At 40.5% G+C, this 14,626-nt stretch carries 14 protein-coding genes; 10 read left to right on the forward strand and 4 right to left on the reverse strand.

Features of this window, described 5'->3' with window-relative positions; all coding sequences use genetic code 11:
* Positions 1–50 precede the first annotated feature (50 nt).
* Together parS and GM920_RS05425 are read left to right on the forward strand one after the other, a co-directional pair.
* The gene (gene parS / locus GM920_RS05420) at positions 51–515 is read left to right on the forward strand and encodes a type II RES/Xre toxin-antitoxin system antitoxin (protein ID WP_182954185.1); all 465 of its coding nucleotides are present in this window, start codon (positions 51–53) and stop codon (positions 513–515) included.
* Positions 516–520: 5 nt separating this feature from the next.
* Complete coding sequence (locus GM920_RS05425) at positions 521–970, forward strand: RES family NAD+ phosphorylase (RefSeq protein ID WP_182954187.1); 450 nt, start codon at positions 521–523, stop codon at positions 968–970.
* Between the two features lies 1 nt (position 971).
* On the opposite strand, the gene GM920_RS05430 is transcribed toward GM920_RS05425, so the two are convergent.
* Positions 972–1,739: a queuosine precursor transporter gene (locus GM920_RS05430; protein ID WP_182954189.1), complete on the reverse strand. Its 768-nt coding sequence runs from the start codon at positions 1,737–1,739 to the stop codon at positions 972–974.
* A 67-nt stretch (positions 1,740–1,806) separates the two neighbouring features.
* On the opposite strand from GM920_RS05430, the gene GM920_RS05435 reads away from it, so the two are divergent.
* From GM920_RS05435 to GM920_RS05460, 6 genes are all read left to right on the forward strand, one after another.
* On the forward strand, positions 1,807–2,952 hold the full coding sequence (locus GM920_RS05435; RefSeq protein ID WP_182954191.1) for a methionine aminotransferase: 1,146 nt from the start codon (positions 1,807–1,809) through the stop codon (positions 2,950–2,952).
* Positions 2,953–2,976: 24 nt separating this feature from the next.
* Entirely contained in the window at positions 2,977–3,780 is an 804-nt protein-coding gene (locus tag GM920_RS05440) for a nitrilase family protein (protein ID WP_182954192.1), read from the forward strand.
* A 31-nt stretch (positions 3,781–3,811) separates the two neighbouring features.
* Complete coding sequence (locus GM920_RS05445; RefSeq protein ID WP_182954195.1) at positions 3,812–4,843, forward strand: N(4)-(beta-N-acetylglucosaminyl)-L-asparaginase; 1,032 nt, start codon at positions 3,812–3,814, stop codon at positions 4,841–4,843.
* Between the two features lie 25 nt (positions 4,844–4,868).
* The gene (locus GM920_RS05450; protein WP_235964442.1) at positions 4,869–5,594 is read left to right on the forward strand and encodes a copper homeostasis protein CutC; all 726 of its coding nucleotides are present in this window, start codon (positions 4,869–4,871) and stop codon (positions 5,592–5,594) included.
* Between the two features lie 78 nt (positions 5,595–5,672).
* Positions 5,673–7,460: a translation elongation factor 4 gene (lepA, locus tag GM920_RS05455; RefSeq protein WP_182954198.1), complete on the forward strand. Its 1,788-nt coding sequence runs from the start codon at positions 5,673–5,675 to the stop codon at positions 7,458–7,460.
* A 22-nt stretch (positions 7,461–7,482) separates the two neighbouring features.
* Positions 7,483–8,364, forward strand: coding sequence for a bifunctional 5,10-methylenetetrahydrofolate dehydrogenase/5,10-methenyltetrahydrofolate cyclohydrolase (locus tag GM920_RS05460; protein ID WP_182954201.1), 882 nt, complete (start codon positions 7,483–7,485; stop codon positions 8,362–8,364).
* 40 nt (positions 8,365–8,404) lie between these two features.
* Here GM920_RS05460 and GM920_RS05465 read toward each other — a convergent pair whose 3' ends face one another.
* Complete coding sequence (locus GM920_RS05465) at positions 8,405–8,737, reverse strand: Rieske (2Fe-2S) protein (protein ID WP_182954202.1); 333 nt, start codon at positions 8,735–8,737, stop codon at positions 8,405–8,407.
* A gap of 127 nt (positions 8,738–8,864) precedes the next feature.
* On the opposite strand from GM920_RS05465, the gene GM920_RS05470 reads away from it, so the two are divergent.
* Both GM920_RS05470 and GM920_RS05475 read left to right on the forward strand, forming a co-directional pair.
* A complete protein-coding gene (locus GM920_RS05470) occupies positions 8,865–9,488 on the forward strand; it encodes a 7-carboxy-7-deazaguanine synthase QueE (RefSeq protein ID WP_182954204.1) in 624 nt (207 codons plus the stop codon).
* A 54-nt stretch (positions 9,489–9,542) separates the two neighbouring features.
* A complete protein-coding gene (locus GM920_RS05475) occupies positions 9,543–11,441 on the forward strand; it encodes an OmpA family protein (protein ID WP_235964443.1) in 1,899 nt (632 codons plus the stop codon).
* Positions 11,442–11,503: 62 nt separating this feature from the next.
* Here the strand turns inward: GM920_RS05475 and kdsA are convergent, their stop codons facing one another.
* Both kdsA and recQ read right to left on the reverse strand, forming a co-directional pair.
* Positions 11,504–12,319 (reverse strand): 3-deoxy-8-phosphooctulonate synthase, encoded by an 816-nt coding sequence (gene kdsA, locus GM920_RS05480; RefSeq protein WP_182954207.1) that lies wholly within the window; start codon positions 12,317–12,319, stop codon positions 11,504–11,506.
* Positions 12,320–12,354: 35 nt separating this feature from the next.
* Positions 12,355–14,544 carry a DNA helicase RecQ gene (gene recQ, locus GM920_RS05485; protein ID WP_182954208.1) on the reverse strand — a complete coding sequence of 730 codons (2,190 nt, stop codon included), beginning with the start codon at positions 14,542–14,544 and terminating at the stop codon, positions 12,355–12,357.
* Between the last annotated feature and the right edge of the window lie 82 nt (positions 14,545–14,626).

The raw sequence follows: 14,626 nt of genomic DNA on the forward strand, positions 1-14,626 counted from the left end.
GGAATTCCAGAAAAAATTCCGTATATTCGAATGAATCAAAATTTATGATTATGGCAACCACTTCAAAACCCTACAAAAATAAAGCAAGCCTACCTATGGTTGCAGAAGCGGCACTTATTGCACCTTATCAACCGTTATATAACGATTCCATCAGCTTGCTCATGAGCTCAAAATCTGGCTTATCTGCCAAAGCCGCACTCGATTTTCTAAGCCTTTCCGGTTTTAGCAGGGAAGAATTCCAGGATACTTTTAAAACTAACGTTAAAACTATCCAGAATTATGCTTCCAACTCCTCCAAATTAGATGCTTCTTTAAGCGAGAAACTGCTAAAATCTTTCTCTCTTTTTGAAAAAGGAATAGAAATATTCGGTTCAGCCAAAGCCTTCCACCAATGGCTAAATACACCTTCTTATGGTCTTGGTCACCAAATTCCTTTTGATATCATGGATACCTTCACTGGGATCACCCTAATCGAAGAGGAACTCATTAGGATCGCTTACGGAGATCTGGCCTAGAAATTATGAATGTATTCCGTATTTCTTTAAGTAATTATGCAGGATCTTTGGTTGCCTCAGGCCGCGCCGCCAGATGGAATCCCAATGAAACCTCTGTCATTTATAGCGCAGAATCACGTTCTCTTGCCTGCCTGGAAAATGTGGTACACAGGAGTCAATTTGGACTTAATAACGCTTTCCAGGTGATGACGATTGAGATTCCAGATGACCTGCCTATAACTACGATCCTATTAAAAACATTACCCAAGGATTGGTTTTCTTTTGAAAACATGTCCATCACACAAGAAATGGGCGACAACTGGATCAAAAAAGAACAAACAGCCATCATGAAAGTCCCCTCTTCTATCATCTCAGCAGAAGCTAACTACCTCATCAATCCCAATCATCCGGATTTCAAATTCATTAAACTGCTAAAATGCGAACCGTTTATCTTTGACAAGAGGATTAAAATGTAAACTATCTCCCTGCCATTTTTATCAAACGCTGCGAAAGGTCCTTGCCGAGATATCGGTCTATAACCCCGTGCACCAGGTATAAGACAGGCGTCATCAAAATAGCAACTACAAATTTATAGGTGTAATTCACCAATCCGATTGCGGCAACCATTTGCCAACTCCAATGGTATTGCGGATTCAGGTAAAAAGCAATAAAGATCACCACAAAACTATCTATGAATTGAGAAATCACTGTGGAACCAGTGGCCCGAAGCCATAATGCGCGCTCTCCCGTTACTTTCTTAATCTTGTGAAAAATAAACACATCAGCAATCTGCCCAACTAAAAAAGCAATCACAGAACCTACAATAATCCACATCCCTTGTCCGAATATCCCAGCAAAAGCAACATTCATATTGAGTGGTTGGCCATCAATCGTTTGATTCACCCAAAAGTCAGATGGAGAAAGTCTCATCGCCGCTGCGACTACAAAAAACGCGTAAGAGATTAAAATTGCCGCCAATACTGACAGGAAACGAACTTGCTTAACCCCAAAATATTCATTGATGATATCCGTCATGATAAAGATTAAGGGCCAGGTCAACACCCCCGCAGACATATTATAGGAAAGATTGGGTACTCCAAGTAAGTTGATGTCAAACGGTTTGATGCCCAGTGTGCCCTCTACTGTAAATATTTTTACACCTATAAATTCTGAAAGGATGGCATTGGCTACGAAAAAGGAGCCTAGAATCAGTAATAATCTGCTTTCTTTGGTTTTAAAAGTCATAGGACGATGAAATTATTAAATAAATCTGATATAAGAGGATAAATATTATTTCTATTTTCGTTGCCACATGATAGCTACACAATCAAAACTACCTGGCACAGGAACGAACATCTTTTCGGTCATGTCCAAATTAGCAGAAGAACATCAGGCCATTAATCTTTCTCAGGGATTTCCTGATTATGATTGTGACCCTAAACTCATCGACTATGTAGCCGATGCCATGCGACAGGGCTTCAATCAATATGCACCTATGACTGGTTTACCTGCATTGCGGGAAGTCATCGCAGAAAAAATGAACACCCTTTATGGTGCAAATTATCACCCGGAAACAGAGATCAATATTACCGCAGGAGGTACTCAGGCAATATTTACGGCCTTAAGCGCCTATATTCATCCCGGAGATGAGGTCATTATTTTTGAACCGGCGTACGACGCTTATGCGCCAACTATCAAATTATTAGGAGGCCTGGTTAAACCTTATGAACTTGCTCCTCCAAATTATGAGATCGACTGGGAAATGGTCAAAAAACTATTCTCAGCGAATACCAAGATGATCATTTTAAACAGCCCACAGAACCCTACAGGCTGTGTTTTATCTGAAAAAGACATCAAAGCGCTCATCAAATTAACAAAAAACACGGACATCATGATTTTAAGTGATGAAGTCTATGAACATATTATATTTGACGGTAAACAACACCATAGTGTCGCCTTATATCCGGAACTGCGTGAAAGAAGCTTTATCGTGGCTTCCTTTGGTAAATTACTACATACCACCGGCTGGAAATTAGGCTACTGCCTTGCTCCGGAACAGCTGATGAAAGAGTTCAGAAAAGTACATCAGTTTAACGTATTCAGTGTGAATACCCCGATGCAGGTAGGCATTGCACGTTATCTAAAAGATCCTCAATCTTACCTTGGCTTATCCGCCTTCTTCCAACAGAAGCGTGATTTGTTTCGCGGCCTGCTTGCTGAAACTAAGTTTAAATTATTACCTTGCAATGGTTCTTATTTTCAATGCGTTAGCTATGAGCACCTCAGCGATGAAAAAGATGTCGCCATGGCCGAAAGGTTAATCAAAGAATATGGAGTTGCCTCCATCCCGGTTTCAGCCTTCTACATTAGGAATACAGACCACCACGTTTTAAGGTTTTGTTTTGCCAAAAAGCAAGAAACTTTAGAAAAAGCCGTTGAAAGACTAGTTAAATTATAATTTACATCCCTTTAAATTACAATAATGGAAAGTCCAGATTACCTAAGTATTAAAAACCTGAAAATTACGATTTTTCAGGCGTATTTATTTTGGGAGAATATTGACAAAAACCTACAAAATCTATCCTTAAGATTATCCTCAGGCGTTAAAGAAAAAACAGACCTGATTGTACTCCCGGAGATGTTCAATACCGGTTTTAGCATGAATGCTCCAGCACTTGCTGAAGAGATGAATGGCAAAACTATGCAATGGATGAATGATATTGCGCAAAAATATGAGTGTGTGGTTGCAGGTAGTTTAATCATCAAGGAAGACGGTCATTACTATAACCGCCTCATCTGGATGCTACCTGATGGCGGATACAGTCATTATGACAAAAGACACTTATTCGGTCTAGGGGATGAGGATAAAAACTATACCCCAGGACAAGATAAAGTCATTGTAGAATTAAAAGGTTGGAAAATCCGCCTGGCGATTTGCTACGACCTCCGCTTCCCGGTATGGTTGCGCAATCAAAATGAAGAATACGACATCCTGTTATTGATTGCCAGTTGGCCGGACAAACGCGCCATTCATTGGAATGCGCTTATCCCTGCTCGTGCCATTGAGAACCAAAGTTATGTGATCGCGGCCAACCGAGTTGGTCATGATGGCAAAGAAGTATACCATAGCGGACATTCCCAGTGTATTGATCCAATGGGTAAAACTGTTTACTATAAACCTGAAGACGAAGATCTTTATACCTTCAGTATCGGTTATGAAGAATTGCTTAAAACCCGTAAGGATTTCCCATTCTTAAAAGACGCTGATAAATTTCAAATCATTTAATTTCCCTTTAAACTAAGCTCCTAAACCAAAAATGTTTAACCGTAGAAAATTCATCAAAGCATCTGCGCTTTCGGCCTCTTTATTGGCTATTGATAGAACCAGTGCTGCTGCCATGATCCCAAGTCTGTCAAATGAACCTGTAAAACCAATTGTAATCTCTACCTGGGATTTCGGAATTGCTGCCAATCAAGCGGCATGGAAGGTTATATCCGCTGGTGGACGAGCATTAGATGCGGTAGAACAAGGCGTTCATGTACCAGAAGCTGACCCTAAGAATCAATCTGTAGGCTATGGTGGATTACCGGACAGAGATGGTCATGTAACGCTGGATGCCTGTATCATGGATGACTTAGGTAACTGCGGTGCTGTTGCTGGTTTAGAACATATTATGCACCCTATTTCTGTAGCCAGAATGGTGATGGAAAAAACACCTCACGTGATGCTTGTAGGTGATGGTGCACTTCAATTCGCTTTAGAAAATGGGTTCAAGAAAGTGAATCTCCTGACTAAAGAAAGTGAAAAAGCATGGAAAGAATGGCTGAAAACGGCAAAGTATGCCCCGGTCATGAACATAGAAAATAAACTTTACGACAAAGCTGCTCCGACTAGACTACCAGGAAATCAATACAACCACGATACTATTGGGATGCTTGCTATAGATGCCAAAGGAAATATTTCAGGCGCTTGTACCACCAGTGGTATGGCCTATAAATTACATGGCCGTGTGGGCGATAGCCCAATCATTGGTGCTGGTTTATTTGTAGATAATGAGGTTGGCGGTGCCACTTCTACCGGTGTTGGCGAAGAAGTAATCCGTAATGTAGGGAGCTTTTTAGTCGTAGAACTGATGAGACAAGGTTATACACCTGAAGCTGCTTGTAAAGAAGCAGTAATGCGGATCATCAAGAAGAAACCCGACATTGCAAAAAATATTCAGGTAGGTTTCCTTGCCTTAAATAAAAAAGGAGAATATGGTGCTTATGCGATCCAGAAAGGCTTCAGTTATGCAGTCTGTGACCAAAACAAGAACGATTTATTAATCCCTGGTAAAAGCTATTACTAACTGCAAAAAACAAGAAATGATTCAAATGGAAGTATGCGCCAACTCCCTTCCTTCTGCACTGGCAGCACAGGAAGGTGGCGCAGTAAGGGTAGAATTTTGCGACAATTTACCAGAGGGAGGAACCACTCCTAGTTACGCACAACTGAAGCTGGCAAAAGAATTACTACACATTTTAGTGTACCCTATCATTCGCCCAAGGGGTGGTGATTTCTTGTATTCAGATCTGGAGTTCCTTTTAATGAAAGAAGACATTAAAATGTGTAAATCTCTAAACTGCGACGGTATAGTCATTGGGATACTTAACGCTGATGGCAGCATCGACAAAGCACGTTGTGCAGAATTAATTAACCTGGCAAAACCAATGAAAATCACTTTCCACAGGGCTTTCGACATGTGTAATGACCTGGAAAAAGGTTTAGAAGACCTGATTGAACTGGGCTGTGAGCGCGTATTAACCTCTGGTGCGGCTGCTTCTGCATTAGCTGGTGCGCAGCAAATTAAGGCTTTAATTAAACAAGCTGCAGGAAGAATTATCATTATGCCTGGAGCGGGTGTTAAAATAACTAATATTGCAGAAATCATCCGTATTACCGGAGCAACAGAATTCCATGCTTCGGCCAAACATGCGGTAAAAAGCAAGATGGAATTCAGAAACCCGAACCTAAGTATGGGCACCAGTGAAGATGAATTTAGCTATGACTTAACTGATGTGAATACCGTTAAAAACCTGATTCAACTGGCCAACGCTTAATCCTGCTCTGTCAGCACAACATACTATGATTAATTTCCGATAAATTAATCGACTCAAAATCCTATATTTGCGCCACTGATGAAGCACATACGTAATTTTTGCATAATTGCACATATTGATCACGGAAAAAGCACACTTGCTGACCGTCTATTAGAATATACTGGAACTATTACCCAGCGTGAGGCGCAAGCTCAATTGCTGGATAATATGGATTTAGAACGTGAACGTGGGATCACGATAAAAAGCCACGCCATTCAGATGAACTATAAGGTTGGTGATATTGAATACAATTTCAACCTGATTGATACTCCTGGACACGTAGATTTTTCTTATGAGGTTTCTCGTTCTATCGCAGCTTGCGAAGGTGCCCTACTTATTGTTGATGCATCTCAGGGTATTCAGGCACAGACCATCTCAAACTTATACCTTGCGCTAGAGCACGATCTTGAAATCATTCCTATTTTAAATAAAATGGATTTACCTGGGGCAATGCCTGAGGAAGTAAAAGATCAGATTATTGACTTAATCGGCTGTAAACGTGAGGACATTATTCCTGCTTCAGGTAAAACTGGAATGGGTATTCCTGACATTATTCAAGCTATTGTAGATCGTGTTCCAGCACCGGTTGGTGATCCGGAAGCACCACTTCAAGCATTGATCTTTGACTCTGTTTTCAATCCATTCAGAGGAATCATTGCCTACTATAAAGTAGTGAATGGTCAGATTAAAAAAGGCGATAAAGTTAAATTCATCAATACAGGTAAACAATATTTAGCAGACGAAGTTGGGATCCTTAAACTGGATATGTCGCCACGGAGCGTTGTTAAAACCGGTGATGTAGGTTATATCATTTCTGGAATTAAGGAAGCACGTGAGGTGAAAGTTGGAGATACCATCACCACCGTAGACAGACCTTCACTGGATTCAATTCAAGGTTTCGAAGAGGTTAAACCAATGGTTTTCGCTGGTATTTATCCGGTTGACACCGATGAGTTTGAGGAGTTGCGTGAGGCCATGCACAAATTGCAGCTGAATGATGCCTCTATCGTTTTCGAACCTGAAAGTTCTGCAGCATTAGGCTTTGGTTTCCGTTGCGGATTCCTGGGTATGCTACACATGGAGATCATCCAGGAGCGTTTAGAGCGTGAGTTCAACATGACAGTGATCACCACTGTACCCAACGTATCTTACATTGCAAAAACCACTAAGGGTGAGGTAATTTTTGTAAATAATCCATCCGATTTACCAGATCCAAGTAAACTGGATGCGGTAGAAGAACCTTTTATTAAAGCAAACATCATTACCAAAGCTGACTTTGTGGGTCCGGTAATGTCCCTTTGTATTCAGAAAAGAGGAACAATCATCAACCAGTCTTACCTAACTTCAGACCGTGTAGAGCTTGTTTTTGAGATGCCTATGGGAGAGATCGTTTTCGACTTCTATGATAAGCTAAAAACAATTTCTAAAGGTTATGCTTCATTCGACTATCATCAGATTGGTTACCGTAAATCGGACCTGGTTAGATTAGATATGCTATTGAATGAAGAGCCTGTAGATGCTTTATCTTCGTTAATTCACCGTAGCAATGCTTATGATTTTGGAAAGAAAATTTGTGAGAAACTGAGAGAACTAATTCCTCGTCAGCAATTCGAGATTAAAATCCAGGCTTCTATTGGTGCGAAAGTTATTGCCAGAGAAACACTAAGCGCACTTCGTAAAGATGTAACCGCTAAATGTTATGGTGGTGATATTTCCCGTAAACGTAAGCTCCTTGAAAAACAGAAAGCAGGAAAGAAACGTATGCGTCAGGTGGGTAATGTGGAAATTCCACAATCTGCTTTCATGGCCGTACTTAAATTAGATTAATAAACAACATCATAAGACTTACATGCAGTTACTTGACGGAAAATTCGCATCAGAAAAAATAAAACAGGAAATCGCAGCTGAAGCTGCCTCGTTTTTAGCAGAGAGTGGCCGAAAACCACACTTAGTTGCAATATTGGTGGGTAATGATGGCGGTAGTGAAACCTATGTTGCCAGTAAAATGAAAAACTGTGAAAAGGTAGGTTTTCAATCTTCCTTAATCAGATACGACAATTCGGTAACAGAAGCGGAGTTGCTACAAAAAATCGAAGAGATCAACCAGGATGCTGGTGTAGATGGACTTATTGTTCAGTTACCACTTCCTAAGCACATCGATCCTGAAAAAGTAACTGAAACCATTGATTACCGTAAAGATGTAGACGGATTTCATCCGGTAAACCTTGGACGTATGATGAGGAACCTTCCTTGTTTCATCCCTGCTACACCTTATGGCATCATGCTAATGCTTCAGGCTTATGAGATTGATACTACTGGAAAACATTGTGTTGTTGTAGGCAGAAGTAATATCGTTGGTAGCCCAATGAGTATCCTGATGGCCCGCAATGCCAATCCAGGAAACTGTACCGTAACACTAACACATAGCAAGACTGCGAACTTAAAAGAGCTGGCATTACAAGCTGATATTATCGTTGCTGCAATCGGTAAAAAGAACTTTGTAACTGCTGACATGGTTAAGCCAGGTGCGATCATCATTGACGTAGGTATCAATAGAGAAACTTCTACAGAAACCAAATCAGGATTTAAACTATATGGTGATGTGGACTTTGAAAATGTAGCTCCTAAAGCTTCATGGATCACTCCGGTTCCCGGAGGTGTGGGTCTGATGACGATTGTAGGCTTGTTAAAAAATACGCTTGCTTCTGCAAAGAAAGAGATCTATTCTTAAGCAGTCAATTCTTAAAATATTAAAAAAGCTCTTTAGTTCCTTAACTAAAGAGCTTTTTTATCCAACTTTCTTTTAGGCCCACATAGATCCCATCAGGTCTGGTTTCTACAGGATAAATATCAATATAATCACCTTGCCCCTCTGCCCCTCTCCCCGTTTCCAGGTTGTATTCCCAGCGGTGTATCGGACAAATTAAATAACCATTTTTACAAGTTCCGCCACTTAAAATTCCTCCGGCATGGGGACAACTATTTTGAACTACAAAAACATGGTTCTGATGCCTAACCAGGCATAACTTCTTCCCATTTACCTTAATCTGCTCTACAAAATCACCTTCGGGAAAGTTCTCTTCCAATTTATACCACTTTAGCATACACCTTAATTAGATAAATGATTAAAAATGAACCTTCTTTTTTCACAGATTGGTCATATAAATCGCTTCAATATACATATAATCTCATTTCCCGTGATTATTTTATTTACCTTTGCCCCCTTAATATATGGCACACAATATACCAGCAGACGGCACATTACTTCCTTTAATGGAAGAGTTTTACACCATACAGGGCGAAGGATTTAACACAGGAAAGGCGGCTTATTTTATCCGTTTAGGAGGCTGCGATGTAGGTTGCCACTGGTGTGATGTTAAAGAAAGCTGGGATGCAGAATTGCACCCTTTAACTTCAGCTGATGATATTGTGGCCAAAGCGGATACTTTCCCGGGTAAAGCGGTAGTGATTACTGGAGGTGAACCCTTAATCTATAACCTGGATTATTTAACCAAAAAACTTAAGGAAAAAAACATCCTGACCTTTATCGAAACTTCAGGCGCTTACCCCCTTTCAGGTACTTGGGACTGGATTTGTCTTTCTCCAAAGAAATTCAAAGCTCCTCGTCCAGACATTACTCCATTTGCCAATGAATTAAAAGTCATTGTATTTAACAAGAGTGATTTTGAATGGGCAGAGCAATATGCAGCAACGGTTTCTGATACCTGCAAATTATACTTACAACCGGAATGGTCTAAGTCAAAGGAGATTACACCTTTAATTATTGACTATGTGATGGCTAATCCTAAATGGGAAATTTCCTTACAAACGCATAAATATTTAAATATCCCTTAATCGCGAACACAGATTTTTAGCTATATTTAATTGTACTTCATTAACAATAGCGTTTTGAAAAAAATATCTGTTGCGCTTTTTCTGTATTTCCTGCTTATAGTTAGTGTAAGCGCCCAGACTTCTACGGTAAAGAAAGCAATGGCAAGCTTCAATGATGCGCAGGTTCATTTAAATGACAACCATTATGTAGAAGCGATTGCGGCTTTAAAAGAAGCCGTACAAGCTGACCCAGGTTTTCAAAATGCGATACTCCAGCTCGCTGAACTCAACAGAAGAATCAAATCTTATGAAGAGGCAAAAAGTTATTACCGCAAAGCCATTGCGATGAATACTCAGCCAGAACCCCGAATATATTATGGACTGGGAGAATGTGAACTTTACAGCGGAGAATACGCCAATGCCTCAACACACCTAAGCTTATTTATCAGCAAATACAATGGCAATGACGCTGCTTTCCTCGCCAGGGCAAAAAAATACCTGAAAGATTGTGAATTTGCTCTGCTGGCTATAAAAACACCACAACAGTATGAACCTATAAATCTGGGTCCTAAAATCAATACCGCTTACCGGGATTATTTTCCGGCAATTACGGCCGACAATGAGACCCTGATTTTTAGTCGCAACTTAGATGGAAACGAAGATTTCTTCATTTCTAAAAAGACGAATAACGAATGGGATACAGCCGTTCCATTGAGCAATAAAATCAATACTTCAGATTTCAATGAAGGTGCACAATCCATCTCTCCAGATGGGCTGTACCTATTTTTCACTGGCTGCAACCGTCCTGGTGGACTAGGTCGCTGCGACATCTATGTGAGCCACAAGGAAGGAAATAACTGGGCTGAGCCCTTTAACCTTGGGGCGCCGGTAAACAGTGCTTATTGGGAATCCCAACCGGCTATTAGTCCGGATGGCAATACCCTTTATTTTGTGAGCAACAGGCCTGGTGGAATTGGTGGATATGACATATGGAAATCTAACCTCAATGAAGCAGGTGAATGGTCTGCCCCTATTAATCTGGGTCCGGAAATCAACACGCCTTACGACGAGAACACCCCTTTCTTACATGCAGATGGGAAAACACTCTACTTTTCTTCAGATGGATGGCCAGGAATGGGAAACAAAGATATCTTCATCAGTCGGATGCAAGACAACGGCCATTGGAGTCTCCCTTTAAATATGGGCTATCCCATCAATACCTTTAATGAAGAAACGGGAATGATCGTTAGTCCGAATGGCAGCACGGCCTATTTCTCTTCCAATCTAAAAGAGGGCTATGGTGATATGGACATTTATCAGTTTAAACTACCAATTGATAAACAACCTATGCCGATTACGTATGTAAAAGGAGTTGTTCGTGATCAAGAAAGTCGACAGTTCCTGGATGCAAAAGTACAGGTGGTCAACCTCCTCAATAAACATACGGTGTACAACGACTACACTGCTAAGGAAAACGGAGAATTCCTGGCTGTAATGCCGATAGGTGCAAATTACGCCTTTAATGCCAGTGCAGATGGTTACTTATTTTACTCGGAAAACTATGAGCTTGGTGTAGGAAGCAGAACACAACCTTTTCTACTGGAAATTAACCTGGAACGCTTGAAAATAGGCAATAACATGGTACTCAAAAACATATTCTTTGACACCAACGAATATCGTCTGCTACCCGCCTCTGTTACTGAACTGAGCACTTTGATAGCCTTGTTGAAGAATAACCCTCAGGTGGAAATAGAAATCCAGGGGCATACGGACAATGTAGGGAACGATCTTCAGAACGAAAAACTATCACTGAATCGCGCCAAGGCAGTATATGATGAATTGATCAATCAGAAAATAGATCCTTCCAGACTGAGCTTTAAAGGTTACGGAGAAAGTAAACCTATCGCAGGAAATGACACGGAAGAGAAACGCAAGCAAAACAGAAGAACTTCCTTCCTAATTACAAAAATCTAATGCAATCATCGCTAAAGATCAGGTATCAGCCTTGGGAAATATGGAATAAATAAGAAAAGCGGTTAAATAACCGCTTTTCTTATTCTAACTAGTTTTACCAGTAAATCTTCCAGTAAATCCAGGTGTAACATATTTGCGCCATCTGATTTTGCATTTGCAGGATCAGGATGTGTTTCAATAAATAGTCCATCAGCACCCACAGCAATTGCTGCTTTAGCAATGGTTTCAATCAATTCTGGCTTACCACCGGTAACACCAGAGCTTTGGTTAGGCTGTTGTAGGGAATGCGTGCAGTCCATTATAACTGGTACGCCGAAGCTTTGCATTTCCGGTAACCCACGATAATCAACAATCAGGTCCTGATAACCGAAAGTATTGCCACGATCTGTCAGCATCACCCTGTTGTTTCCCGATTCTACAATCTTTTCTACGGCGAATTTCATAGAACCCGCAGATAAAAACTGTCCTTTTTTCACGTTGACAACCTTACCTGTTTTCGCAGCAGCGATCAGCAGGTCTGTCTGGCGACAAAGAAAAGCTGGGATCTGCAAAACATCTACATAGGCAGCAGCCATTGCAGCTTCTGCACTTTCATGGATATCAGTTACGGTAGGCACCTGGAAAGTCTTACCTATCTTTTCTAAAATCTTCAAAGCCTTCTCATCCCCGATTCCAGTAAATGAACCACCTTTAGAGCGGTTGGCTTTACGGTAGGAACCTTTAAAAATGAATGGAATTTCTAACTTATCAGTAATCGTGACGATCTTCTCTGCGATACGCATAGCAATATCTTCTCCTTCAATGGCACATGGTCCTGCCATTAAGAAGAAATTACCTGATTCCTGGTGTTTTAAATTATCTAGTGGAAAATTGATCATTTTTTTTGTGTGTAATAATTACGAATTCAAACCTGTTAATTACCCAATTCAGACATGAACTTGATGCGCATCAATTGAATCTCTTCGCGGGAATAATCTGCCTCCCCTAATTCTTTGAGTGCTTCATCAATGGAATCATTTTCCGCAGATTGGAAATAATCGAATACTTCATCCTGACGATCTTCATCAATTAACTCATCTACGAAATAGTTCAGATTTAGCTTTGTTCCCGAGTTCACGATTGCCTCAATCTCTTTTAAGATATCAAAATAAGTGATGCCTTTAGATTTAGCGATATCTTCTAAACTGATTTGTCTGTCTACATTTTGGATGATGGATACTTTCAGCTGCGATTTGTTGGCCTGAGTTTTAATGATCAGGTCGATCGGGCGTTCAATATCATTGTCCTCCACATATTTTTTAATCAGCTCGATAAATGGTGAACCGAACTTCATTGCTTTACCATTTCCAACGCCCGAAATCTGTTTCAGCTCATCCATTGCAATCGGATAATGCGTACACATTTCTTCCAGCGAAGGATCCTGGAACACCACAAATGGTGGTACATTCTTTTGCTTCGCAATTTTCTTTCTCAGGTCTTTTAGCAGTTGTAACAACTGTGTATCTAAAGTCCCCGATCCATGTTTCACATCATCTTCATCATCATCTGCCGCACTTTCTATCGGCTCGTTGAGTACAAATTTAAGGCTATATGGATTTTCAATAAAATCTCTACCGTTATTGGTTAGCCTTAAAAGGCCATAATTGTCAATATCTTTAGAAAGGAAGTTATTTAATACCGACTGGCGGATTAAGGACTTCCAGTAATTTTCTCCTTCAACCATTCCTAAACCGAATTCAGGAATCTTACCATGCTCATAAGCGATAGTTTGTGCGGTTTCGGATCCGGTAAAGATATTCAGAATATGTGCATCGTCGAATTTCTCGCCAATACGTTGAATCAGTTTCAGTAAAACCAATAAATTCTCTTCCGCTTCAAAAAGTTTCTTAGGCTTTTTACAGTTGTCGCACATACAGTTACAGCCTGTTTCATTGAAGTTTTCTCCAAAATAATGCAGGATCTGTTTTCTACGGCATACGCCTGATTCGGCATAATCAATTACTTCTTTCAGAATCTGTGTTCCAATTTCACGCTCAGACACCGGCTTATCCTTCATGAACTTCGCCAGCTTATCTACATCTTTCTGTGCATAAAAAGCAATACATACCCCTTCACCGCCATCTCTTCCAGCTCTACCAGTTTCCTGATAATAACCTTCCATACTCTTAGGAATATCATGGTGGATCACAAAACGCACATCAGGCTTATCGATTCCCATCCCAAAAGCAATGGTCGCTACAATCACCTCAACATCTTCCATCAGGAATTTGTCTTGTGTATCGGCACGTACTTTAGGCTCCAAACCGGCATGATAAGGCAAAGCCTTGATGCCATTCAGATTTAGCGCTTCCGCAACCTCTTCCACCTTTTTACGGCTCAGACAGTAAATGATTCCTGATTTCCCGGTATTGTACTTGATGTACCTAATCATTTCCTTGATCACATCTCTTTTCGGGCGGATCTCATAAAATAAGTTTGGCCTGTTAAAGGATGATTTAAACAAGGTAGCATCAGACATCTGTAGATTCTTAATGATATCCTGTTGAACTTTCGGGGTGGCCGTAGCCGTTAAAGCAATAATTGGGATATCCTCACCCAGCCCGCTGATCACTTGTCTGATTTTTCGGTACTCAGGACGAAAATCGTGTCCCCATTCCGAAATACAGTGTGCTTCATCAACAGCTACAAAGGAAATCTTAATTAACTTTAAGAATTCAATGTTATCTGGCTTCGAAAGAGATTCCGGAGCAACATATAACAATTTGGTTTGTCCGCTTAGCAGATCACTTTTTACCTGGGTAATTTCCGCTTTGTTTAAAGAAGAGTTTAAAAAGTGTGCGATGCTGTCGCTTCCACCAAAGGCCCTCAGCTGATCCACCTGATTTTTCATCAAGGCAATCAGGGGCGATATAACAATTGCAGTACCTTCGCTCATGAGCGCGGGTAACTGATAACATATGGACTTCCCTCCACCTGTAGGCATAATCACAAACGTATTCTTTCCTTCGAGAACATTGGTGATGATAGACTCCTGGTCACCTTTAAAATTATCAAAACCAAAAAAGGTTTGCAAGTTATCAAACAACGACTTTTTCACATCCATTACGCGTATAAAATATTCAGTGCTATATTTACTTCAAAATAACATAATTTTGCACTAATTCAAAGCATCAATATACTAATAA

The organism is Pedobacter gandavensis, assembly GCF_014172405.1.
GTDB classification, from domain to species: domain Bacteria; phylum Bacteroidota; class Bacteroidia; order Sphingobacteriales; family Sphingobacteriaceae; genus Pedobacter; species Pedobacter gandavensis.